General features: G+C 75.0%; 19 protein-coding genes. 10 read left to right on the top strand and 9 right to left on the bottom strand.

Annotated features, from left to right (window positions below; translation table 11 throughout):
* Positions 1-9 precede the first annotated feature (9 nt).
* Entirely contained in the window at positions 10-2,421 is a 2,412-nt protein-coding gene (locus tag AMK13_RS36900; RefSeq protein WP_338016382.1) for an ATP-binding protein, read from the top strand.
* 115 nt (positions 2,422-2,536) lie between these two features.
* Here AMK13_RS36900 and AMK13_RS36895 read toward each other — a convergent pair whose 3' ends face one another.
* Entirely contained in the window at positions 2,537-3,187 is a 651-nt protein-coding gene (locus AMK13_RS36895) for a TetR-like C-terminal domain-containing protein (RefSeq protein ID WP_079272854.1), read from the bottom strand.
* A 106-nt stretch (positions 3,188-3,293) separates the two neighbouring features.
* Between AMK13_RS36895 and AMK13_RS36890 the strand changes: the two genes are divergently transcribed.
* From AMK13_RS36890 to AMK13_RS36875, 4 genes are all read left to right on the top strand, one after another.
* Positions 3,294-4,511 (top strand): alpha/beta hydrolase family protein, encoded by a 1,218-nt coding sequence (locus AMK13_RS36890; RefSeq protein ID WP_074005936.1) that lies wholly within the window; start codon positions 3,294-3,296, stop codon positions 4,509-4,511.
* 206 nt (positions 4,512-4,717) lie between these two features.
* The gene (locus tag AMK13_RS36885) at positions 4,718-5,539 is read left to right on the top strand and encodes a lipase family protein (protein WP_074005935.1); all 822 of its coding nucleotides are present in this window, start codon (positions 4,718-4,720) and stop codon (positions 5,537-5,539) included.
* A 140-nt stretch (positions 5,540-5,679) separates the two neighbouring features.
* Complete coding sequence (locus AMK13_RS36880) at positions 5,680-6,480, top strand: metal-dependent hydrolase (RefSeq protein WP_049650939.1); 801 nt, start codon at positions 5,680-5,682, stop codon at positions 6,478-6,480.
* 137 nt (positions 6,481-6,617) lie between these two features.
* Positions 6,618-7,391: an SDR family NAD(P)-dependent oxidoreductase gene (locus AMK13_RS36875; protein WP_074005934.1), complete on the top strand. Its 774-nt coding sequence runs from the start codon at positions 6,618-6,620 to the stop codon at positions 7,389-7,391.
* 50 nt (positions 7,392-7,441) lie between these two features.
* Here the strand turns inward: AMK13_RS36875 and AMK13_RS36870 are convergent, their stop codons facing one another.
* A complete protein-coding gene (locus tag AMK13_RS36870; protein WP_074005933.1) occupies positions 7,442-8,155 on the bottom strand; it encodes a TetR/AcrR family transcriptional regulator in 714 nt (237 codons plus the stop codon).
* Between the two features lie 57 nt (positions 8,156-8,212).
* On the opposite strand from AMK13_RS36870, the gene AMK13_RS36865 reads away from it, so the two are divergent.
* Both AMK13_RS36865 and AMK13_RS36860 read left to right on the top strand, forming a co-directional pair.
* Positions 8,213-9,709 (top strand): MFS transporter, encoded by a 1,497-nt coding sequence (locus AMK13_RS36865; RefSeq protein WP_074005932.1) that lies wholly within the window; start codon positions 8,213-8,215, stop codon positions 9,707-9,709.
* Positions 9,706-10,128, top strand: a complete 423-nt coding sequence (locus AMK13_RS36860; RefSeq protein WP_074005931.1) for a cupin — start codon at positions 9,706-9,708, stop codon at positions 10,126-10,128. Before AMK13_RS36865 ends, AMK13_RS36860 begins: the two co-directional genes overlap by 4 nt.
* An 88-nt stretch (positions 10,129-10,216) precedes the next feature.
* Here AMK13_RS36860 and AMK13_RS36855 read toward each other — a convergent pair whose 3' ends face one another.
* The gene (locus AMK13_RS36855; RefSeq protein ID WP_074005930.1) at positions 10,217-10,930 is read right to left on the bottom strand and encodes an alpha/beta fold hydrolase; all 714 of its coding nucleotides are present in this window, start codon (positions 10,928-10,930) and stop codon (positions 10,217-10,219) included.
* Between the two features lie 111 nt (positions 10,931-11,041).
* Positions 11,042-11,971, bottom strand: a complete 930-nt coding sequence (locus AMK13_RS36850) for a helix-turn-helix transcriptional regulator (RefSeq protein ID WP_074005929.1) — start codon at positions 11,969-11,971, stop codon at positions 11,042-11,044.
* Between the two features lie 156 nt (positions 11,972-12,127).
* On the opposite strand from AMK13_RS36850, the gene AMK13_RS36845 reads away from it, so the two are divergent.
* Complete coding sequence (locus tag AMK13_RS36845; protein ID WP_074005928.1) at positions 12,128-13,195, top strand: helix-turn-helix transcriptional regulator; 1,068 nt, start codon at positions 12,128-12,130, stop codon at positions 13,193-13,195.
* 123 nt (positions 13,196-13,318) lie between these two features.
* On the opposite strand, the gene AMK13_RS46200 is transcribed toward AMK13_RS36845, so the two are convergent.
* From AMK13_RS46200 to AMK13_RS36835, 4 genes are all read right to left on the bottom strand, one after another.
* Positions 13,319-13,441: a hypothetical protein gene (locus tag AMK13_RS46200; RefSeq protein WP_255357467.1), complete on the bottom strand. Its 123-nt coding sequence runs from the start codon at positions 13,439-13,441 to the stop codon at positions 13,319-13,321.
* Positions 13,441-13,572, bottom strand: a complete 132-nt coding sequence (locus tag AMK13_RS46195; protein ID WP_259316466.1) for a hypothetical protein — start codon at positions 13,570-13,572, stop codon at positions 13,441-13,443. The genes AMK13_RS46200 and AMK13_RS46195 overlap by 1 nt, the downstream gene beginning before the upstream one ends.
* Before the next feature lie 77 nt (positions 13,573-13,649).
* Entirely contained in the window at positions 13,650-16,277 is a 2,628-nt protein-coding gene (gene lanKC, locus AMK13_RS36840; protein WP_074005927.1) for a class III lanthionine synthetase LanKC, read from the bottom strand.
* A gap of 235 nt (positions 16,278-16,512) precedes the next feature.
* On the bottom strand, positions 16,513-17,361 hold the full coding sequence (locus tag AMK13_RS36835; protein ID WP_074005926.1) for a UDP-N-acetylglucosamine 2-epimerase: 849 nt from the start codon (positions 17,359-17,361) through the stop codon (positions 16,513-16,515).
* Here AMK13_RS36835 and AMK13_RS36830 point away from each other — a divergent pair.
* Both AMK13_RS36830 and AMK13_RS36825 read left to right on the top strand, forming a co-directional pair.
* Positions 17,311-17,967: a choice-of-anchor P family protein gene (locus AMK13_RS36830; RefSeq protein ID WP_143204721.1), complete on the top strand. Its 657-nt coding sequence runs from the start codon at positions 17,311-17,313 to the stop codon at positions 17,965-17,967. The genes AMK13_RS36835 and AMK13_RS36830 overlap by 51 nt on opposite strands.
* Positions 17,968-18,301: 334 nt before the next feature.
* Positions 18,302-18,778 (top strand): hypothetical protein, encoded by a 477-nt coding sequence (locus tag AMK13_RS36825; protein ID WP_117491456.1) that lies wholly within the window; start codon positions 18,302-18,304, stop codon positions 18,776-18,778.
* 92 nt (positions 18,779-18,870) lie between these two features.
* Here AMK13_RS36825 and AMK13_RS36820 read toward each other — a convergent pair whose 3' ends face one another.
* A complete protein-coding gene (locus tag AMK13_RS36820) occupies positions 18,871-22,128 on the bottom strand; it encodes an SdrD B-like domain-containing protein (RefSeq protein WP_074005923.1) in 3,258 nt (1,085 codons plus the stop codon).
* Positions 22,129-22,302: the final 174 nt, after the last annotated feature.

Below are 22,302 nucleotides of genomic sequence, written 5' to 3'. Positions count from 1 at the left end.
CGGAGCGCAGTGGCAGACGAGCACGTCGGGTCCACCGGCGACCCCGGAAGCACGCGCTCCACCGTGTCCGGGTCCTCCGCCCAGGACGTGGTCCAGGCCAGGGACGTCAGCGGAGGCATCCACTTCCACGGCGGACCCGACCGGCCGAACAGCACCCCGACTCCGCGCCAACTGCCCGCCGACGTACGCGGCTTCGTCAACCGTACGGTCGAACTCCAGCAGCTGAACGATGCCCTGGCCGGCGATGACCCGAACCCCGACTCCGCCGCTGCCGTCGTCGTCATCGCCGGAACCGCCGGCGCGGGGAAGACCTCGCTCGCCCTGCACTGGGCCCACCAGGCCCGGCACCGCTTCCCCGACGGCCAGTTGTACGTCAACCTCCGCGGCTACGATCCGGGCCGGCCCGTCACCGCCCAGGAGGCCCTCCACCGCTTCCTGACCTCCCTCGGCGTCGCCGTTCAGGCCGTCCCGCCCGATCCCGACGCGGCGGCCGCCCTCTACCGCTCCCTCCTCGCCGAGCGCCGCGTCCTGGTGGTCCTCGACAACGCCGCCAGCGCGCAGCAGGTCAGGCCGCTCCTGCCCGGCAGTGCCGGAAGCCTCGTCCTGGTCACCAGCCGCAGCCGACTGTCCGGTCTCGCCGTACGCGACGGCGCCCGCCGGCTCACCCTGCGGACCCTGCCCGAGGCCGAGGCCGTCGCCCTGCTGCGGGCCGTCACGGCCGGGCACCGGTCCGAGGACGACCCGGCGAAGCTCACCGAACTGGCCCGTCTCTGCGCCCAACTGCCGCTGGCCCTGCGCATCGCGGCCGAACGCGCCGCCAGCCTGCCGCACATGGGTCTGGACGACCTGATCAACGACCTCCGTGACGAGTCCGCGCTCTGGGACGCCCTCAGCGTGGGCGACGACGAGGACGCCGACGCCGTCCGTACGGTCTTCGCCTGGTCCTACCGGGCCCTGCCCGACCCGGTCGCCCGCCTGTTCCGGCTCCTCGGCCTCCACCCCGGCCCCGACTTCGGGCTCCACGCCGCGGCCGCCCTCGCCCACCTCACCCCCAGCCGGACCCGGCAACTCCTCGACTCCCTCGTCGGCGCCCACCTCGTCGAGCAGAGCGCACCCGACCGCTACCAGTTCCACGACCTCCTGCGCGCCTACGCCACCGACCAGGCCCAGCATGAAGAGACCCCCGCACAGCGCCAGTCGGCCCTGCGCCGGGTGCTCGACTGGTACCTGTACACCGCCGACGCCGCCCAGCGGTGGCTGCGGCCGGCCGAGGCCCGGCTACCGCTCGACCCGGTGTCCGACGGAGTCCGGCCGGCGGCCTTCGCCGACTACAACGCCGCCGTGGACTGGGCCGAGCGCGAACGTGTCAACCTCCTCCAGACCGTCCACGCCGCCTCCGCCGCGGGCGAGGACCGGCGGACCTGGCAGCTGGCCGCCGTCCTCTGGAACGCCCAGGCACCCTCCGCCCCCGGGGCGGACTGGCTCCCGGCGGGCCGGCTCGGACTGGCGGCCGCCGAACGCCTGGACGACACCGCGGCCCGCGCCCTGCTGCTCACCGACCTCGGTATGGGGCACACCCGGGTCAACTCCCTCGGCGACAGCCTGGAGTGCCACCGCAGAGCCCTGGCGCTCTGGCGCGAACGCGGCGACGTGCTCGACGAGGCGCACTCGCTCAACCTGCTGGGACTCGTCCACCTGCACGGCCGGCAACTGGAAGACGCCGCACAGTACTTCGAGCAGGCCCTCGCCGCCTTCCGGCCGTTGGGCGAGGCCCAGTGGGAGGCCACCACGCTCGCCAACCTCGCCAGCACCCACTACCGCGCCGGACGCCTCCCCGAGGCCGCGACCGCCGTCGGGCAGGCGCTGGCCGCCCACCGCGCGCTGAAGAACCAGCGCGGGGAGGGAAACGCCCTGCGCCTGCTGAGCGACATCCGACGCGAGGGCGGCGACCAGGCCGGCGCACTCGCCTCGGCGCACGCGGCACTCGACATCGCCCTGAACCTCCGCGACCACCGCCTGGAGGGCTTCTGGCTCCTCACCCTCGGCGACGCCCAGCGGGCCGACGGCCAATCCGCCGACGCCCTCGACTCCTACCAGCGCGCCGCCGTCCTCCACCGCCGCCTCGGCGACCGCAGCCGCGAGGCCCTCGCCTGGTACGGCGCGGGCGAGACCTACCGCGGCCTCGGCCGTCACGCCGAGGCCGCCGCCTTCCTCCGCCGGGCCGCCACCGCCCACCACGAACTCGGCGACCGCTGGCACGAGGCGCTCGCCCTCGACGCCCTGGCGGCGACGGTGTCCGCGGAGGAGCCGGAGGCCGCCCGGCGGCACCGGACGGAGGCGCTCGCACTGCTGGACGGGTATGAGGACGTGCGGGCGGTCGCGGCACGGGAACGGATCGCGCGGCGGGCCGAGGCGGGCTGACGGCGGCTGTGGCGGGTCGTGGGTGCAGGGGGGCCGCCATGGCCGCTGGTGGTTCGGGGGTCGGTGGAGGCCGGTGCGGGTCTGGTGTGCGAGCGCCTCGACGGTGTATCGGCGGTCAGGCGGCGAAGGCGGCGAGGAGCTTGTCGGTGAGGCGGTCGAGGTAGTCGGGGGCGGTCGCCGTGTGGACGACGGCGAGGCGCCAGTACAGCGGGCCGGCGAGGAGGTCGAGGGCGAGTTCGCGGTCGAGGTCGGCGGGGAGTTCGCCGCGGTCGACCGCTCGTTCCAGTAGGTCCGTGGCCTTGCTGCGGCGGGGGTCGCGGACGGCGGTCAGCAGTACCTGTGCGAGTTCGGGGGTGCGGACGGCTTCGGCGAGCAGGTCGGGGATGATCTTCGCTGGGAGCGGGTGGCGCAGCGCGTCCGCGGTCGCGGTGAGGAAGGCGAGGACGTCGCCGCGCAGGGTGCCGGTGTCCTTGATCTCGGAGGCGTCCACGGCCACGGCGCGGATCAGGGCGACGGTCATGTCGAGCTTGGACGGCCAGCGGCGGTAGATGGCGGCCTTGCCCGCACCGGCCCGCTTGGCGACCGTCTCCAGGGAGAGCCGGGCGTAGCCGACGGCCGCCAGTTCCTCGAAGAAGGCGGCCGCGATCGCCTCGGTCACGGAGTCCTGGAGCACCGGCCCGCCGGGCGTCCGGCGTGCGGGGGGCGTGGCGGCGTCGGGGGCGGCGGAGGTGTCGGAGGCCGGCCGGGGCGCGGGGGTGCTGGGCATGCTCCGAACCTACATCAGGCGGAACGCTTGCGTCTCGACTGGGTGAGGGCTAGCGTCATAGACGAGACGGAACAGTTCCGTCTCGCCAAGACCCCGGGAGTGCACCATGCGATTCCTCTTCGAGGACGAGTCCTTCTCCTTCGAGACGCTTCGGGCGGCCGGATTCGCCGCCTACGGCGGCGCCGACCTGGGCGAGGTCGTGGCCACCGCCCGGAACATCGGCGAGGGCGACGAGGAGGCCTGGCTGCGCGAGTGGAAGGCCACCGCGGAGCGCGTCCACGGCATCGGCAGCCGCGCCCTGGCGGCCGGGCACCGGGTCAGCGCCCGCGAGGCCCTGCTGCGCGCGTCGAACTACTACCGCACCGCCGAGTTCTACCGCCGCGACGACCCCGCGAACGACCCCGAGGCCAAGGGCCTGTCCGCCCTCTCCCGGGAGACCTTCGCCGCCGCGGCGGCCCTGATGGACACCCCCGTCGAGGCCGTGGCCATTCCCTACGAGGGCGCGCACCTGCCCGGCTACCTGTTCCTCGTCGACGACTCCGGCGCCCAGCGCCCCACCGTCCTGTTCACCAGCGGCTTCGACTCGACGCTGGAGGAGGCGTACTTCGCCGTCGCCGCGGCCGCGCTGCGCCGCGGCTACAACGTCCTCGCCTACGACGGGCCGGGCCAGGGCGCGGTGCTGCGCGAGCAGCAGCTGGTCTTCCGGCCGGACTGGGAGGCCGTGGTGACCCCGGTGGTCGACTACGCGCTGACCTGCCCCGAGATCGCCGCCGACGGGCTGGTCCTGTTCGGGTACAGCCTCGGCGGCTACCTGGCCGCCCGCGCCGCCGCCCACGAACACCGCCTGGCCGCCCTGGTGTTGGACGACGGCCTCTGCAACTACCGGGAGGCCCACGACCGGTTCCTGCCGCCGTTCCTCCGCGAGTGGATCGAGGCCGGCCGGGACGACCTCGTGGAGCCAGTCATGGGCCTGTTCATGCAGGTGAGCACCCAGGTGCGCTGGGCGCTGCGCAACGGGGTGTGGACGTTCGGCGCCGCGTCGGTGGCGGACTACATCCGCCGTACCGCCGACTACACCCTCGACGGCGTCGCCCGGCTCATCGACTGCCCCACCCTCGTCCTGGACGCCGAGAACGACCAGTTCTTCCGCGGCCAGCCCCAGCAGGTCCAGGCCGCGCTGACCTGCCCGCACACGCTCGTCACCCTGCCCGAGGCCGAGGGCGCGGGCGAGCACTGCCACATGGGCGCCATGTTCCGCCTCCACCAGGTGGCCTTCGACTGGCTGGACACCACCCTGGCCGGGGCCGCCCGGCCCGCGAGCTGACGGGGGTCGGACGGGAGGGTGTCACCGCTGGTGGGTGCCCGGGGAGGGAAGGCGGGCGGCGGTGTGCCCGGTCGCCCACGAACCGCGCGGGCGGTAGCGTCACCCTTGGTCGCCAGGGCGTTACGGTGCGCGCCCGGTGGAGGGCGTCGGCCGGGCCCTGGGGCAGGCCCGCCGTCCCTTCCGTCGACCCGACAGGAGTCGCCCCCATGGCCGTCCCCACCGACTTCGACCAGCACGCCACCGGCTACAGCCTCCCGCACGCGTACTGGCTGGCCAAGGCCGCCGAACTCGCCTACCAGGACGAGGCCGCGATCGAGGAGCAGGCCCGCACCTGGGGCTTCGACGCCGTGCGCCACCACCAGACGCGCTTCACCCCGCCGTTCCCGCTGCAGGACACCCAGGCCTACACCATGGCCGGCGACAACATGATCGTCACCGCGTTCCGCGGCACCGAGCCCGCGCAGATCCGCGACTGGCTCACCGACTCCACCACCCCGCCCTGGCCGGGCCCCGCCCGGACGGGCTACGTCCACTACGGCTTCGCCGAGGCCCTCGAATCCGTCTACCCGGACGTCGCCAAGGCCCTCTCCGACCTGCGGACCGGCGACCAGACCGTGTGGTTCACCGGCCACAGCCTCGGCGGCGCCCTCGCCATGCTCGCCGCCGCCCGGCTCGACCTGGAGGAGCCGAGCCTGGCGGCCGACGGCGTCTACACCTACGGCCAGCCCCGGACCTGCGACCGGCTGCTCGCCGCCGCGTACGACAAGGGCCTGCGCGGGCGCACCTACCGCTTCGTGCACGGCAACGACATCGTCCCCGAGCTGCCCCCGGAGCCCGCCTTCACCCACGTCGAGGCGCTGCGCCACATCGACTCCGCGGGCCGCGTCCAGGAGAAGGTCCCGCTGGTCTCCGCGCTGACCGACCGGGCCAAGGGCCTGGGAGCCGCGGCGTTCTCCCCGGACGGCGAGGGCATCCGCGACCACCTGATGCGCAGTTACCTCGCCGCGCTGGAGAAGGCCCTGGCCTGACCGGCGCGGGCTGGAGGGCTCGCGCCGGGGTGGGGGCGCACGGGACGGGCGCGGGCCCGGTGATCTTGGACGGATAGGCTGCCGTGAACTCAGGTCCTCGCGGTGAGGACGGAACTGATGAGGATCGGTGGTGTACGGACATGATGGGACCGGCGCATTCGCTGTCGGGTGCGGCCGCTTGGCTGGGGGTGGGCGCGGCGGCGGCCGGGATGGGGGAGCCGATGCCCTGGCCGGTCCTGCTCGCGGGGGCGCTGATCTGTGCGGGCGCGGCCCTGGCGCCCGACCTGGACCACAAGGCGGCGACGATATCCAGGGCGTTCGGGCCGGTGTCCCGGGCGCTCTGCGAGGTGATCGACAACCTCTCGTACGCGGTGTACAAGGCCACCCGCGGCAAGGGCGACCCGCGGCGCTCGGGCGGCCACCGGACGCTGACGCACACCTGGCTCTGGGCGGTGCTGTGCGGGGCGGGCGCGGCGGCGGTGGCCGTGTACGGCGGCCGCTGGGGCGTGCTGGTGGTGCTGTTCGTGCACATGGTGCTGGCGATCGAGGGACTGCTGTGGCGGCACGCCCGGGTCTCCAGCGACGTCCTGGTGTGGCTGCTGGGGGCGACCAGCGCGTGGATGCTCGCGGAGGTCCTCGACAAGCCCGGCAACGGCTCGCAGTGGCTGTTCGAGGAGCCCGGGCAGCAGTACCTCTGGATCGGGCTGCCGATCGCGCTCGGCGCGCTGGTGCACTGCCTGGGCGACGCGCTGACCGTCTCGGGCTGCCCGGTGCTGTGGCCGATCCCGATCGGACGCCGGCGCTGGTACCCGATCGGGCCGCCGAAGGGCATGCGGTTCCGGGCCGGCAGCTGGGTGGAGATCAAGGTGCTGACCCCGGTGTTCATGGGGGTCGGCGGGGTGTGCGGGGCGGGGGCGCTCGGCTTCTTCGGCAACGGTTGAGGTCGATGTTCCTTCGGGGGAGGGGAGTTGGCGGGGCATCGACCGGGTAGGCACCGGTCGGCGCGGGAGATGGGGGAGGCCGGCCTCCGGCGCCGGGAGCGTGTCCGGTACTCCTCGCGGCCTTGGGAGCGTGACAGATGGCGTCCGTACCGGGAGAGGTGGCGATCGTCACCGGTGCCGCCAGCGGGATCGGCCGGGCGGCGGCGCTGCGGCTGGCCCGGGCGGGCTGGGCGGTCGCGGCGGTCGACGTCGACGCGGCCGGTCTGGAGGGGCTGGTGCGGGAGGCTCCCGGGGCGCGCCCGTTCGTCTGCGACGTCACGGACCGTACGGCGGTCGCCGCCGTGGTCCGGGACGTCGGCCGCGAACTGGGCCCGCCCCGGCGGCTGGTGCACTGCGTGGGCGTCGGCGCGATGGGCCGGTTGTTGGACCGGGACGCGGCCGACACCCTCCGGGTGATGGACACCGTGTACGGCGGCACGCTCCGCCTGGTGCACGCCGTCGTCCCCGCCATGGCCGCCCGGGGCGGGGGCCAGGTGGTCATCCTCGGTTCGATCGCGGGCTGGGTGCCGGTGCCGATGGGCGGGGCGTACGGGGCGGCGAAGGCGGCGGTCCACTTCCTGGCCGAGACCGTCGCGGCCGAGCACCGGAAGGACCGGATCCAGGTCGTGTGCGTCTGCCCGCCCGCGGTGGAGACCCCGATGCTGGACCGGATGCGCGACGACTCCCCCGAACTGATGGGTCGGGTCCGCGGGTTGAGCACCGAAGCGGTCCTGGACTCGATGGACCGCGCCCTGGCGCGCGGTCGGCTGTGGGCCTTCCCCGGGCGCGGCACCCGCGCGATGTGGACCGCCCGGCGCCTGGCGCCCCGCCTCCTCGGCCGGACGATCGGCCGCCTGGTGGTCGGGAAGTAGCCGGGGCGCTGGTCGGGGGGTAACCGGGGTGCGGACGCCGGCGCGGCCGCTCAGCGGGCCGCGAGCAGGCCGTCCACCAGGGCGTCGAGGCCGTCCCGGTAGGTGTCCTGGGCGGTGAGCGGCGCCCAGCGGTCCGCGAGCCCGGCCAGACGGGGGAGTTGCTCCGGGTCGAGGTCGGCGAAGACCTGCTGACGGTGGGTCGGGCGGTCGTCGGCGGGCCGGCGGCGGGCCGTCGACGTGCGGACCATGATCTCGCCGGCCGTGTAGTACCAGATGGCGCGGTAGCCCTGGACGGCCCGTTCCGGGGACAGGCCGCAGGCCACCAGGCCGTCGACGATCTGCTCGACGAACCAGAGCGAGTGGGCGGACATCAGGCTGTCCCCGGTCAGCACCTCCACGATCCACGGGCAGGCGGCGAGCGCCTCGTGGATGGCGGCCGCCGCGGCGACGACCCGTGCGCGCGGCTCGGCCGGGAGCGCGGTCGGTCGCAGTGTCCGCGCGGCGTAGTCGTCCAGCAGCAGGACGAGCAGCTCCTCCTTGTCGCGGACGTGGTGGTAGAGCGCCATCGGCGTGCTGCCGACCTCGGCGGCCAGGCGGCGCATGGTCAGCCGCTCGACGCCCTCCTCGTCCACGATCCGGCGGGCCGCCGTGACGACCTCCTCCCGGGAGATGCGGGGAGGCCGACCGGTGGCCTTGCGCCGCGCGGCGGGCTGCGCTCCGGCCGACTGGGGGGTGGCGGACGGCGGGGTGGAGGGCTGCTGCATGCCCCCATCATCACCCGGGACTCGACAGTGGGGATCGCCCGGGGTTACTTTCTATACATGTACAAAAACTCACGGGGGCGCCCCGGCCGGGTGCTGGCGGCGGTGGCCGTCGCCCAGTTCGTCTTCGCCCTGGACATGTCGGTGGTCAACGTCGCCCTGCCCGCGATCCGGACCGACCTGGGATTCGCCCCGCTCGACCTCTCCTGGGTCGTGCACGTCTACGCGCTCACCTTCGGCGGGCTCCTGCTGCTCGGCGGACGCGCGAGCGACCTGTACGGACGGCGCCGGCTGCTCCTGCTCGGCCTGGCCGTCTTCGGCCTCTGCTCGCTCGGCGGCGGGCTGGCCCAGGAGCCCTGGCAGCTGGTCGCCGCCCGCGCCGGGCAGGGTGTGGGCGCCGCGGCGGCCGCCCCGGCCGCGCTCGCGATGCTCACCACCACGTTCACCGAAGGGCCCGGGCGGGTGCGCGCGCTCGGCGTGTGGAGCGCGACGAACGCCGCCGGCGGCGCCCTGGGGGTGCTGGCGGGCGGGCTGCTGACCGAGTACGCGAGCTGGCGCTGGGTCATGCTGGTCAACCTGCCCGTCGTGGCGACGGCGCTCGCCCTGCTGCCCGCCGAGGCGCGGCCCGAGCGGTCCGTACGGCCGGTGAGGCGGGGGCGGCCGGACGTGCTCGGCGCCGTCCTCGCGACCGCCGGGATCGGGCTGCTGGTGTTCGGCGTGGTCCGTACCGACGTCCGGGGGTGGGGCGCCCCGGCCACCCTGGGGACGCTCGCCGCCGCCGGCGCCCTGTTGGCCGCCTTCGCCGTCACCGAGGCCAGGACCGCCGCGCCGCTGCTCCGCCTCGGCCTGCTGCGCAGCCGCTGGGTGGCCGGTGCCAACGTGCTGGTGTTCCTGGCCGCAGCCGGGCAGTTCACCGCCTTCTACTTCGTCTCGCTCTACCTCCAGCAGGTCCTGGGCCTGGGTGCCGCCGCCACCGGCCTCGCCTTCCTGCCCTTCTCGGCCGGACTGGTCGCGGGCACCGTGCTCGCCACCCGCGTCGTCGCGCGCCGCACTCCGCGGGCCGCCCTGGTGCCCGGGGCCGTGCTGGCCGCCGCGGGCCTGGCCTGGTTCGCGCTGATCAGCCCGGACGGCGGCTTCCTCACCGACGTCCTCGGCCCGTCGCTGGTCACCAGCGTCGGCACCGGACTGGTCCTGGCCCCGGTCGCCGCCGCCGGGACCACCGGTGTGGCCGCCCGCGAGGCCGGGATGGCCTCCGGCCTGCTCAACAGCTCGCGCCAACTCGGCGGCTGCGTCGGCCTGGCGGCCCTGGCCACCGTCGCCGCGCACCGCACCGGCGGCGCCACCGACCCCGTCGCCCTCAACGACGGCTACGCCACCGGACTGGCCGTCACCGCCGGGCTCTTCGTCCTCGCCGCGCTGGTGGCGGCCGCCGTGCTGCCCCGGCGGCGGCCGGAGGCGCCGGGCCTCCCCGACCCGCTCACCCCCGTAGCGGAGGGCCCGGCAGAAAGCTCCGCGCGGAACCGCGCGGAGAACCGACTGGAAGGAACCCGCTCATGACGACCACTCCGATCGAGGCCGTGGACCTGTTCTCCTCGGCCCTGCACATCCACCCCGACGGCGACGTCCGGGCCACCGGGCGGCGGATGACCGGCGGCGACGCCGGGGCCTGGCAGATCGCGACCTTCCACGTGGAGAGCGACGCCGAGGTCCACGCCGACCACTGGGAGATGCACCCCGAGGCCGAGGAGGCGGTCTGCTGTCTGGCCGGCGGCGTCCGGCTCTTCCTCCGCCCGGTCGAGCCCAGCGAGGCCGGTGAGCCCGGCGAGGCCGAGTCGATGGTGCGGCTGACGGCGGGCACCGCCGCGATCGTGCCCCGGGGCCGCTGGCACCGGTTGGAACTCGACGCCCCCAGCGACCTGATGTCGATCACCCTCCGGACGGGTACCCGGCTGGAGCCGCGCACCGAGGCGGGCTGACCGGCGAGGGCCGTGGCGGGGTGGTCCGGCACGAGCCGGACCACCCTGGCGTGTCCGCCAACACCCCTTGTCAACAAGGGGATTGACGTCAGGCCGAGGGTGTGGCGGAGCCGGCGATCCGGGCCAGCAGGGCGGCGAGCTCCCCGGGCATGGACAGGAACGGGGAGTGGCTGCTGGGCAGCCGGTGGACGGTGTCGGCGCGGGCGGCGAGCCGGTGCTGCTGGGACAGGTCGAGGGCCTGGTCCTGGTCGCAGACGACGTAGCTGGAGGGCACCGTGCGCCAGCCCGCCGTGGTCACCGGCTCGGTGAAGGACCGGACGCTCTGCGGGCTCAGCCGGGCCACCGCGCGGTCGGCGACGTCGGCGGGCACGTCGGCGTAGTACTCCTGGCGGGCATGGGCGACGTCCGGCGGGGTGTGGCCCGTGTCGTCCTCCGGTGAGGGAATCCCCAGGAAGGAGAACGTGCTCTCGCCCACGTCCAGTTGGAAGGCGGAGACGTACACCGCCCGCACCACGTTGGCGGCGCCCGCGACGGCCTCGGTGGCGGGGGCGCCGCCGTAGGAGTGGGCGACCGTCACCACCGGGCCGTCAATCCGCCGCAGGTGGTCGCGGATCACGGCGGCGTCCTCCAGCAGGCCCGCCGACCGGGTGCCCTCGGGGTGGGCGGCGGAGCTCGGCAGGTCCACGGCGTGGGAGCGCCAGCCGTCGGCGGCGAGGGCGGCGCGCAGGGGGTCCCAGCACCAGGCGCCGTGCCAGGCGCCGTGGACCAGCAGGAAGGTGGGGCGGTCGGGGCCGGCGGTCACAGGCGGGTCCTCCGTCGTACGGGGCGCGGGCGGTGGGCCCGTCCGAGTATCCGGGGTGAACGTGACGGCGGTGTGACGCCGGGCGTGTCGCCGGCGCACCCGGGCCGGCCGTCAGCGGCCTCCGGTGGCGACGGCGGCGGCCGCCGCCGTCCCGGTGAGGCCGTGACGCTCCGCCAGCACACCCGCCTGGAAGCGGCTGTCCGCGCCCAGGGAGCTGTAGAGGCCGGCGATGTGCCGTCGGCAGTTGCGCAGCGAGAGCCCGAGCCGGCGGGCGATGACCTCGTCCTTCAGGCCGTCGGCGAGCAGCCGCAGGATCGTCGTCCGGAGCTCGTCCGAGACGGCGCGGGCGGCGGCCGGGCCGCTGCGGAAGGCCTCGCCCTGGTGCCAGAGCGTCTCGAAGGAGTCGGCCAGGTGGGCCACCACCGACGGCTGGTCCACCAGGACGAGCCCGTCGGTCCGTCCCCGCTCCGGCAGGAAGGCGCTCTCCCGGTCGACGACCAGCAGCGGGCCGCAGCTCTCCCCGGTGGTCCGCACCTCGGCGCCGGCCCGTTCCGCGGCCCGGGCCTGGCGCTGGGTGGGCAGGTGGAAGCGCGCGGGGTGCTGGTGGACGATCCGGACCCGCAGCGCGGGGTCGGTGCGCGGCAGTTCGGCCACGACCAGGTCGGCCAGCGCCGCCGCCGTCGGGTCGCCGCCGGGGCAGCAGAGGACGACCTCCCGGCGGGCCCGCAGCAGCCGGTCGCCGACGATCGCGTGCACGGCGCCGTGGCCCGGCGGCACCTCCTCCGGCCGTACGGCGGGTGCGCCGGTCTCCGGCCGCCCGTGGACCGCCTGCGCGGCCGTCCACGACTGCTCGGCCCGCCACGACTGCCCGGGCACGGGCCGGACCGGTGCGGGCCGGTCCTGGCGGACGGTCCAGGCGTAGAAGGCGACGGTGCCGTCGCCCGGCCCGGCGGTGGGGGTGGTGGGGGCCGGGACGGAGCCCAGTGGGGCTCCTGGTGCGTGTGGGGTGAACGCGATGTGGACGGTTCCACGTTCTCTCATGACAGCCCTCTTGACAGCTGGTGGCGGCCGACGGTCGACGGTCGCGTCCGGCGGTCGGTCGGCCCCGGAAGCGGTTGTTCGATCGTCGTCAACGTTCGCGGCGGCCGCCAGGGGGCGAGGGGGCCAGGAAGTTGTTGGCCGACTGAGGAGGGGTGGATGAATCCGGTGAAAACGGACGCGGTCCGGTCGTCGGGGCGGGAGGCCCTGCTCGATCGCGAGACGCGGCTGGTCTACGAGTGGGCGGTGCGGCACCGGCGGGTCGAGCCCGCCGACCTGGCGCGGATCTCCGCCGACCTCGGGCTCGGCGAGGCGCGCTGCCGGGCGGCCGTCGACCGGCTGGCGGCGCTGTGCCTGCTGGTGCGGCGGCCGGGAGCCGGGCCGGGCTGCTTCGCGGCGGTCGGCCCGGAGGCGGCCGCCGCGCGGCTGACCGGACGGGAGGAGGCGCGGCTGCGCATCGCGGAGGCCGAGCTGGGCCGCCGTCAGGCCGCGCTGGCCGGGCTGCGCGCCGAGGTGGCCTCGCTGGAGCCGGTGTACCGGGCGCAGGGCGGCGGCGTGGACGGCTCGGTCCGCCTGCTGGAGGACGCCCACGCGGCCGGTTCGGCGCTCGGCTCCGTGGTGGGCGCCGCCAAGGAGGAGGTGCTGACCGTCCAGCCGGGCGGCGGGCACCCGCAGGCGGACCTGGCGGAGGCGCTGCCCCGGGACCTGGCCGCGCTGGGGCGGGGCGTCCGGCTGCGGAGCCTGTACCAGCACCCGGCCCGGTTCGACCCGCCCACCCGTTCCTACGCGGAGCTGGTCATCGCCGCGGGGGCGGAGGTCCGGACCCGCGCCGAGGTGCCGGCCCGGCTGGTCGTGGTGGACCGGACGACGGCCTTCGTGCCGGCCCGGCTCGCCACCGGAGCGGCGCTGCTGGTCCGGGAGCCGTCCCTGGTGGCGTACTTCGTCGGGCTCTTCGAGCACGAGTGGAGCCAGGCGGTCCCGTACGACACCGCGCCGCGGGCCGCCCGTACGGTGTCCCGCGAGGTCGAGGACGTGATCGCGGTGCTGCTCGCCGCCGGGGAGAAGGACGACACGATCGCCCGGCGGCTGGGCATGTCGACCCGCACCTGCCGGCGCCACATCGCCGAGCTGCTGGCGCGTCTGGGCGCGCAGAGCCGGTTCCAGGCCGGGGCGTTGGCCGAGCGGGCCGGGCTCACCGTCCCGGCGGACGCCACCGGGCCCTGCTGAGGCCGGCCCCAACCCGGCGGGCTCGGCGGACGGCGGCCCGGGCTCGGCGGACAAGGGCCCCGGTACGACGGACGGAGGCCCGCCGGGTGGTCCCGGCGGGCCTCCGCGTCGTCGGTCGGAGGATTACTCCGCAGCCTCGACCGGGGCGCCGAACGGCAGGTGCAGGTCGGTGCTCCAGTGGCTGAACGGGACGGCCGCGTCGTCCTGGGCGGCCTCGAGCGCCTGGAGGGAGAGGATCGTCGACATCAGAGACCGGCCTCCTCGGCGACGGGCGCCTCGGCGCGGTAGTGGGCGAAGCTGCTCCAGTGGCTGTTGGGCTCGACGGCACCGGTGCCGGTCTCGCTCTGGAGGCCCTGGAGGGCCAGGATCTGGGTCATGGTCGTTCCTTTCCGTGGTGGTGCCGGCCACCGGATGGTGGCCGTGGTGGTCCCCCCGGCCGCGGGGCCTCGAAGCCTCAGGGCCGCGAAGCCTCAGGGCCGGGGAAGTCGGTGATGCCGGGCAGCGGCACCGGGCCGAGGACGGCCTCGTGCAGCGCGACCAGGACTCCGGCGGCGCCGGTGGCCAGGTCCGCCGACAGGCGCATCGAGCGCCGGCCCGGGAAGGCGAGGTGGCCGCGATGGTTCATCACGTGCCACTCCAGCAGCCGCAGGTGGCGGTCGGCCTCGGCCCGGCGTCCGCCGCGCAGCAGGTGCAGTACCAGCCCGGCCCGGCCCTCGAACAGGCCGGCCGCCGCGATCAGGTCGGGGAGGCAGGCGCGGTCGGCGGCGGCGGTCGCCTGGGCGAACCGGCCGGGCAGCCGGCCCGCGCCGTCGGGTCGGTCCGCCCCGCTGTGCCGCGCCAGTTCGGAGATCAGCCGGGCGGTGCCGACGCCGCCCGCGGCCAGGTACGGGAGCTTGCGGCGGTGGCGGTCCTCGACCAGGAAGAGCATCCCGTCGGTGACGTCCGCCTCGTCCAGTTCGCGGCCGAGCGCCGCCTCGGCCGCCGTCAGCCAGCGCCGCTCGCCGGTGTGCCCGTACAGCCGCAGGAACAGTGCGGCCTGCCCGCTCCAGCCGTCCAGCAGGCCGCGCAGCCGGGGTGCGGGTTCGTCCCGGGCCAGCTCGTGGCCGAGGGCCAGGGCCCGGTCGGCGAGCCGTTCGCGGCCGAGCACGTCGGCCAGGTCGAGCAGGCCGAGCGCGATGCCGGCCCGTCCGGAGCCGAGCCCCGGATCGGCCGGGGCCTCGGTGGCGAGCAGCCGCTCGACCAGCGCGTCGGCCTCCCGGGTCGCCCCGAGCCGGGCCAGCGTCCAGGCGATGCCGGTCAGCCCGTCGTAGAGGCCGGGCGGCAGGTCGGCCGCGGCGTCCGCGCGGGCCACCAGCCAGTCGGTGTGCTCGGGCGGGGCGGGGCGGCCGCAGGCCCGGAGCGCGTACAGGACGCCGGCCGCGCCGTAGGACAGTCCCAGGCCGCCGTGGCCCGGGCCGAACTGTTCGACGTCGCCGGGGAAGAGGCGGTCCGTCCGGTCCGGGGTGGCCATCGCCAGGATGCCCGCGGCCAGCGAGTCCAGCACCGGGCGCCAGGCCGCGGTGTCCGCCGAGGGCTCCTGGGGCCAGGCCGGACGAGCCGGCCCCGCGGCGCCGTCGGCGGACACCGGAGCGCGTTCGGTGGCGCCCGCCGGCAGCTTCCCGCCGGCCGCCCGGTGCAGCGCCTCGGCGACCCCGGGCCCGAACCCGGCGGGCACGGGGTAGCGGCGGGAGATCTCCCGGCCGGCCAGCTCGGCCTTGCCCGAGTCCAGCCCGAGCTGGATGTTCAGCGGGAGGAAGAGGTAGAGCCGCAGCGCGGCCAGCGCGTACGCGTCCACGGCGGTTCCGCGCCGGGCCTTCGGCGAGACGAAGCCGGGCGCGCCCAGCGGGGGAGCGGCGGGGTCGTCGGCGGGGAAGGCGATCTCGAAGTCGACCAGCGCGCAGCGCCCGTCCGGCCGGACCATCACGTTGTTGGGGTGCAGGTCGCCGAAGACCAGCCCGCGCTCGTGCAGCGCCGCCAGCATGCCGCCGACCTGGTCGAGCACGTCGAGCGCCCAGTCGGTGTACGCGGCCAGCTCGGCCTCGTCCGGGTCGGGGTGGGTGAGCGGGCAGGTGCGGGTGAAGACGTCCTCCAGCCGCTCCCCCTCGATGTACTCCTCGACCAGGTAGTGGTGCTCCCAGACCTGCCGGTACTCGTACAGGGCGGGCACGAAGTCCACCCCGGCCAGCGCCTCCAGCACCCGGCGCTCGCTCAGCAGCCGCTGCACCGCGTCCCGGCCGGCGTAGTCGAGCCCGGCGTGCGGGCGGGCCTCGCGCAGCACCACCTGTCGGCCGTCGCGCCGGTCGGTGGCCAGGTAGATCCCGCCGCCGTTGGAGAAGTGCAGCGCCTTGACGACCTCGAACGGGAAGTCGGCCGGGGCGTCGGCCTCACGCGCGGCGTCGGCGGCGAGCTGGGCGGAGACGAACTTCGGCACCGGCGCCCAGTCCGGCACGGTGAAGACGGTGCCCCGGGTGTCGGGCACCAGTGCGCCGTCCGGGCCGCGCATCGCCGGGACGCGCCGGCCCCGCTCGTCGGTGCAGTGGCGTTCGACGAAGGAGCCGTAGCGCAGGTAGAGCGGGCCCTCCTGGTAGCGCAGGTCGCTCAGGACGTAGGGGCCGGGGACGCCCTTCAGCAGGGTGGACAGGTCGTCCAGCACCCGGGCCAGCCGGGTGTCGTCCTCCGGGTAGAGCGTGATCAGCTTGCCGCTGGCGCGGCGGTCGGCGTACTTGCTGTTCAGGGCGAGCACGGTGGCCCGGCCGCGCAGGAACTTCCAGGTCAGCCCGTGCTCCAGGCAGTACGCCAGGACCTGCTCGACGACCTGCTCCGCCTCGTCCGGGGTGGCCGAGACGTGCACCTTCCAGCCCTGCTCGGGGAGTCGGGCGTGCGGCGGCCGCAGGCTGATCCAGGGGCCGTGCTCGTGGCGCTCCCAGCCCGGCGGCAGCGGGGCGGTGGCGGCGGCGAAGCGGTCGTCGGCGTGCTCGGCGCGGGCGGGGTCGTCGTAGAACAGCGGGTCGGCGAAGCAGTGGCGCTCGTAGCGGTCGTCCATGGTGCCCGCCTCAGCCCGCGGTCCGCGGCCGGCACCCGGACGCGCCCGCTCCGGTGGCCGGCCGGCCGTCGGATGTCGTCGTCATGGGAGCCCCCCGGGTGCAGTCGATCCCGCCGGTTGCGGGCTGCTTCCGACCCTGCCAGCCGGGGTGGGCGGGGTCGACGGGTCCGACCCGCCACCTTCGTGCCTGGCAGTTTCCGGGCGGGTCCTGGAGGCGGCGGCTGTCCGCCCTCGCTCAGCGGTGTCCGCCGACGCCGGTGGCGGCGGCCGCGACCGGTGTGCGGTCGGGCTCCGGGCGCTGGTCGGTGTGCTGTTCGGTGCGCGGCTCGGGGGCGAGGTAGCGGCTGCGGACGGCGGCGACGATCTCGGCGCTCGCCCGCCCGTCGCCGTAGGGCGAGGGGAGCTGCGCCAGCCGTTCACCGACGGCCTCGTCGGCGAGCAACTCCCTTAGGGCACGGGCGAGTTCGTGGCCCGGGCGGGCGAGCCGGGCGAAGCCGGCCCGGACGGCCTCGGGGCGCTCGGTGGAGTTGCGCACCACCACGAGCGGGCGCTTGAGCACCGTGCACTCCTCCTGGACCCCGCCGGAGTCCGACACCAGCAGCCGGCAGTGCCGGGCCAGGGCGAGGAACCCGGCGTGGTCCAGCGGTTCGATCCGGCGCAGCCGTGCGACCGGGCCGCGCAGGCCGAAGGCCTCGACGGCGGCCCTGGTCCGGGGGTGCAGCGGCAGCAGGACCGGCAGGTCCAGGGCGGCGAGCTGGTCGAGGATCTGGGCGAGCCGCGCGGCGTCGTCGGTGTTCTCGGGGCGGTGGATGGTGGCGAGCACGTAGCCGCCGGGGGTGACGGCGGCGGCGGTGTTGGTGTCGCCCTGGACGAGGACGGCGGCCGGCGGGCGGGCCGCGAGGTGGTCGCTCAACGCGCTGACCATCCGGCCTATTTGGCGTCCGCGCGGTTCGCCGCGGACGCCCTTCAGCAGGTGGTGCGGGCGGGGGAGGCCGTGCTGGGCGAAGAACGTGGTGGTGAGGGCCGGGTCCCAGTGCTGGCCGCTCCAGACGATGCGGGCCCGCGGGCCGAGGAGGCGGGCCACGCCGTCGCGCCGTCGCCGGAGTCGACGTACCCGTCCGGCGGCACCCGGACCCTGGTCGGCCTCACCGTCGGGCCGGTCGCCACCACCTCCGTGCTCACCGCGAACACCGCCGGGAACCCGGTCGACGGCACCGCCTCGGCCTCCGCGACGGTCGACAAGCTCGGGCTCGACCTCGGTGTCGCCTCGGTCTCCCTGACCGGCGTCGACTCGACCTGCGCCGCCACCCCCACCGGGGCCACCGGCAGCGGCCTGATCGCGGGCGGGTCGATCAGCGTGGCCGGCATCCCGACCAACCTCCAGGCCAACGCCCCCGCCAACACCAGGGTCAGCATCCCGCTGGTCGGTTCGATCGTCCTCAACGAGCAGACCACCGACGCCAACGGCGTCCTCACCGTCAACGCCGTCCACCTCACCCTGCTGCCGTCGCTGAACGGCGCCAACCTGGTCATCGGGCACGCCCGGTGCGGCGGCGCCGAGCCCGCCGCCGCCGTGCCGATGATCAACCCGTCCGTCGCGGGGATGAGCGGCGGGGCGGTGCTCGCCGGTGTCCTGGCCACCGTCTACGTCCGCCGCCGCAACGCCCGGTCCGCCGCGTCGGCCGTCTGACGGGAGGCAGGGCGGCCGGCCCGGAGCAGGGGTCGGCCGCCCGCCGCCCGCCGCGGTCAACCCGGCTTCCGGCACCTCGCCCTGACGTGTGAGGCGCCGCCGCCGGGTGACGGGAAGGCCCGTCCCACCACCACCGGACCGCCCCGGCCGGTCCGGTCCGGCCCTCCGTACCCGGCACCGCGGGGTGCCTGCGGCCGGAGTCGTCGGACCCGGTCCGATCGCTCGCCTACCCTACGAACCGACCGGCCGTACCGGCCGTGGCCGCTCTAGGAGGAGTCCCGTGTCGTCCTGCGACCCCATGTACGCTCCCGTCGGCGATGTGAGCGCGGCGCTCATGGTGATCGACTCCCGGCTCAAGTCCATCTACGACGGCAAGTCCGGGACGGACCCCGAGCACCAGCGGCTGGTCGACCAGCTCACCGCGTCCTTCGGCCCCGGCGAGGCCGAGGCGCTGGTGGAAGGCGCCTGCACGCTCGTCTACATGTACATGAACTGGCTGCGCACGGCCTTCGAGAAGCAGGAGGAGGACGTGATCGAGCACGCGGTCCCCAGCCTGGTGGCCACCATGCGGATGATGCCGAGGACCTTCAGCCCCGAGGTCATCCCCATCATGGCCGGCCTGCTCATCGCCGCCGGTACGGGCCTGAGCCCCAACCTCTGGCGCGCCCAGTACGGACCGTGGACGAAGGAGGAGATGAACCCGTTGGAGGCCATGGTGGTCCTGCTCGCGGAGTACATCAACCGGATCTCGGGCAACGGCGAGGACTTCGCCACCAGGCTGATCACCGACGTGCTGTCCCAGTTGGACTAGGAGCCCCGGCCCCGAACGCGCCAGTGGCGCCGCCCCGGGTGGGGCGGCGCCACTGGTGTCCTGCTGGTGTCAGGCGGGGGTCCGAGCGGGCGTCAGCTGTGGCGGCCCGGGCGGCGGTAGGCGACGAAGCAGAGGACGCCGCCGCCGAGGAGGGCGATGGCTCCGAGCGCCGCGACCAGGGTGTCGGAGGAGGAGCCGCCGGTGTGCGGCAGCTCGCCGCTCTCCGACGCGCTCGGGGTGTGGGGGTGGGTGGGGGTCGCGGTGGCCGTCGTGCTCGGCGAGGACGTCGGTGACGGCGACGGGGACGGGGAGTTGGACGGGGACGGCGACGGGCTCGGGCTCGGCGACGGGGAGGGGGACGGCGAGGGCGACGGCGACGGGGAGCTGGTCTGGAGGATCACGCCCAGGTCGAGGTCGAGGTCGCGCTGCCCGCCGCTGAGGGTGACGGTCTGGGTGATGCCGGTGGTCGGGTCGCCGTCCGAGTCCTTGCTCGGGTCGGTGCCGGCGTGCTGCTTGGTGACGGTGGCGCCCTTGGGCAGGGTGGTCAGGTCGAACTGCACCGCGTAGCTGCCGTCCGGCAGGTTGTCGAACAGGTAGTGCCCGGTGGCGTCGGTCACCGTGGTGACCGGCTTGCCGTCCTTGTCCCGTACGGGCTGCCCGTTGCCGTCCAGCAGGTGCACGGTGACCCCGGGGATGCCCTCGTCACCGGGCTTCTGGATCCCGGAGCCGTCCCGGTCGTGCCAGACGAAGTCGCCCAGCGCGTTGTTGGAGGGGGCGACGCGCTTGACCGCGACGCCGACCTTGGCGGGCTCGGCCGGCAGCAGCTGGCGGCCGGAGGCGTCGGTGGCGGTGTACGCGAAGCTGTTCCAGGCGTACTCGCCCTCCGGCGCGTCGTAGGAGGCGACCATCGGCCAGGTCAGCGTGAAGGACTCGCCGGAGGCCAGGGCGCCGGGGCGGCTGAGGCGGAACCAGGTGGCCGTTCCCGGCCCGGGGAAGGTGGTGCTCCAGACCGCGGCGCTGTTGCAGCCGGTGCGGTCGACCAGCAGCGGGTTCACGCAGGGGTTGGGGTCGGTGGCGTACTCGATCACCACGGTCGGGTCGTTGCTGGTGATCGGCTGGCTGAGCGACGGGGTCCAGGCGCTGCCGCGCGGGGCGTCCTGGGTGAGCACGTAGTTGTCGCCGGGGGTGGGGAGCTTGTCGTAGGCGATGAAGTCGGTGACCGGGTCCGGGGAGTCGTTGCGGACGGTCATCCGCCAGGACGTCTGGCCGCCGGGGGTGGCGGTGCCGATGGTCATGTAGTCGGCGTCGAGGTCCCCCTTGACCTCCTTGTACGAGCGCAGCACCGCCGGCACGTCGACCTGGATCTGCGAGGAGGCGTGGCACATCAGCTCGGTGGTGTCGCCGTTGCCGTTGAGGTCGAGCACGTCGGGGGTGCTGCCGCTGTCGGAGCCGGAGTACATGCAGGCGACCGGGTGGGTGGGCTGGTCGACGGTGACGTAGACGTCGTTGGTCAGCGTGCCGGAGCGGATGCTGTCGGCGACCTGGACGTCGAAGAGCATCCGGTAGGCCATGGCGTCGTGCAGGTACGTCGAGTCGGGGGCGCCGGCCGGCCATTCCATCTTGACGAGCTGGCGCCCGTCCGGGCCCGGGGTCACGGTGATCGACGAGGGGGCCTTGGCGTCGGGGTAGTCGGGGTCGGGCCGGGCCGAGCCGTCGATGTAGACGACGCCGGCGGGCAGCAGGTCGTACAGGACGAGCGGGCGGTCCAGGTCGTGGGCGCTGCGGTTGTACGGGATGACCTGGAAGGTGGCCTTGCCGCCGGGGGCGGACAGCTCGCCGGCCACGGTGGTCTTGGCGGCGCCGAGGTTGGTGGCCTGGGTGATGGTGGTCCGGGCGCAGGCGTTGGCGTTGGCGGTGGTGGTGCCGTCGGTGGCGCTGGTGTCCACGCAGTTGGTCAGCGGCTCGGGGGCGGGGCGCCCGTCGTGGCCGGGGGTGGCGACCTGGGTGACCAGCTGCACCGCGTTGCCGGGGCTCCAGCCGGTGGGGATCGGGCCGTTCCAGGTGAGCTTGAGCCCGTCCAGCCACTGCCCGGCGGGGATGCCGAGCACGTCGTTGGCCGGGTCGCCCGCGCCCTGGGCGAAGGTGAGCCGCCGTGCGGTGGAGCCGTTGAACGGCGTGCCCGGGGTGAAGGTGTGCCAGGTGGGGTCGCCGTTGAGGCGGTACTGCAGGGTCAGTTGGATGCTGGTGGGGTTCCACGGCTCCAGCTGGAGGGACTGCGGGAAGATCCAGTTGTAGACGCCGTCGGTGCTGCCGGCCCCGGGGTCGGTGATGGTGAGGCTGGTGGCCGGGCCCGCGGTGTTGGTGGCGGACAGGCTGAAGGAGTTGAGGTCGCCGTTGGTGGTGGTGTCGCGCCAGACCTTGCTGGCGGTCACCACCACGCCGGTCACCGGGGGCTGGAACGTGTTGGTGGTGACGGACGAGGTGTCCAGCTGCCGTTCGGCCTCGGTGAGCGGTGCGCCGAGCAGGTCGACGGTGTTCTCGGAGGTGGTCCCGTCCGGGAAGGAGGCCGCCGGGTAGTTGACCACCAGGACGCCCGGGTTGCGGCAGCCGCCGCGCCCGTTGCCGGACACGAACGGGCCGATGTCGTAGCCCCAGGTGTTCGGGCCGGGCGGCACCTGCGTCCAGCCCGGCGAGCGGCCGGTGTCCACCACCGCGCCGGGCGGCAGGGTGTCCAGCAGTCGGCTGCTGTCCAGGTCGACGTTGGGCACGTTGTCGGTGGCGCAGGGGGTGAACTGGTAGGTGACGGTGCGGTTGTCGCTGCTGGAGGTCTGGATGCCCTTGGTCACTGTGTACTGCGGCTGCACCTGGGCCGTGGTGTTCGCGGTGGCGGTCTGCGAGGTCTCGCCGGTGGCCGACATGGTGGCCGAGTTGGTCGAGGTGGCGCCGTTCGGGGTGGTGAAGTTCGGGTACTTCATCGTCACCGTGATGGTGGCGGTGGTGCCCGGACTGAGGTCCTTCAGCCTGATGTCCATCGTGCCGCCCGTCGCGCCCGCGGCGGGCACCGTGGAGGCGGCCACGTCGACCGAGGACGGGTCCGGCGTCCAGCCGAGGAACTGCATGTTCGACGGCAGGGTGTCGAGGATGTTCCCGCCGGTGCACTCGGTGATGGAGCAGGTGTAGCGCAGCGTGTAGGTGACGTTCTCCCCCGGGGAGACGGTCGCCTTGTCGACGCTCTTGGTGAAGGAGATCGCGGCCTGGGCCGGTGGGGCCAGCACGCTGCTGCTCAGCAGCGAGCCGGCCACCAGCGCCAGGACCGAGGCGATCCGCCCGGTCCGGAATGGAAGTCGCATAGCGGGCAGTCCAGCCGATCGCCCCGGCGCACCGGTCGGCGACACGAGGGCCGGTCGCGGCGGTTCACCTGCTCGGCGGTCACCCGCCCGGCGGCAGCGCGGCCCGGGGCGGTACGGCGTTCCGGGGCGGTACGGCGTTCCGTGGGGGCTTTGCGGCCGACGGGCCGGGCCGCC

It is taken from the genome of Streptomyces sp. CB02056, from assembly GCF_001905545.1.
In the GTDB taxonomy this organism is placed as follows: Bacteria; Actinomycetota; Actinomycetes; order Streptomycetales; family Streptomycetaceae; genus Kitasatospora.
The sequence above is the reverse complement of the archived record's forward strand: the minus strand, read 5'-3'. Positions and strand labels throughout refer to the sequence as shown.

What these genes read in the sequence shown, in the direction of transcription:
- AMK13_RS36845 (WP_074005928.1), top strand. Translation starts at nt 12,128, where the DNA reads ATGAATCCGGTGAAAACGGACGCGGTCCGGTCGTCGGGGCGGGAGGCC.
- AMK13_RS36875 (WP_074005934.1), top strand. Translation starts at nt 6,618, where the DNA reads ATGGCGTCCGTACCGGGAGAGGTGGCGATCGTCACCGGTGCCGCCAGC.
- AMK13_RS36850 (WP_074005929.1), bottom strand. Translation starts at nt 11,971, where the DNA reads ATGAGAGAACGTGGAACCGTCCACATCGCGTTCACCCCACACGCACCA.
- lanKC (WP_074005927.1), bottom strand. Translation starts at nt 16,277, where the DNA reads ATGGACGACCGCTACGAGCGCCACTGCTTCGCCGACCCGCTGTTCTAC.
- AMK13_RS36820 (WP_074005923.1), bottom strand. Translation starts at nt 22,128, where the DNA reads ATGCGACTTCCATTCCGGACCGGGCGGATCGCCTCGGTCCTGGCGCTG.
- AMK13_RS36885 (WP_074005935.1), top strand. Translation starts at nt 4,718, where the DNA reads ATGGCCGTCCCCACCGACTTCGACCAGCACGCCACCGGCTACAGCCTC.
- AMK13_RS36890 (WP_074005936.1), top strand. Translation starts at nt 3,294, where the DNA reads ATGCGATTCCTCTTCGAGGACGAGTCCTTCTCCTTCGAGACGCTTCGG.
- AMK13_RS36895 (WP_079272854.1), bottom strand. Translation starts at nt 3,187, where the DNA reads ATGCCCAGCACCCCCGCGCCCCGGCCGGCCTCCGACACCTCCGCCGCC.
- AMK13_RS36870 (WP_074005933.1), bottom strand. Translation starts at nt 8,155, where the DNA reads ATGCAGCAGCCCTCCACCCCGCCGTCCGCCACCCCCCAGTCGGCCGGA.
- AMK13_RS46195 (WP_259316466.1), bottom strand. Translation starts at nt 13,572, where the DNA reads ATGACCCAGATCCTGGCCCTCCAGGGCCTCCAGAGCGAGACCGGCACC.
- AMK13_RS36825 (WP_117491456.1), top strand. Translation starts at nt 18,302, where the DNA reads ATGGTGATCGACTCCCGGCTCAAGTCCATCTACGACGGCAAGTCCGGG.
- AMK13_RS36880 (WP_049650939.1), top strand. Translation starts at nt 5,680, where the DNA reads ATGATGGGACCGGCGCATTCGCTGTCGGGTGCGGCCGCTTGGCTGGGG.
- AMK13_RS46200 (WP_255357467.1), bottom strand. Translation starts at nt 13,441, where the DNA reads ATGTCGACGATCCTCTCCCTCCAGGCGCTCGAGGCCGCCCAGGACGAC.
- AMK13_RS36865 (WP_074005932.1), top strand. Translation starts at nt 8,213, where the DNA reads ATGTACAAAAACTCACGGGGGCGCCCCGGCCGGGTGCTGGCGGCGGTG.
- AMK13_RS36860 (WP_074005931.1), top strand. Translation starts at nt 9,706, where the DNA reads ATGACGACCACTCCGATCGAGGCCGTGGACCTGTTCTCCTCGGCCCTG.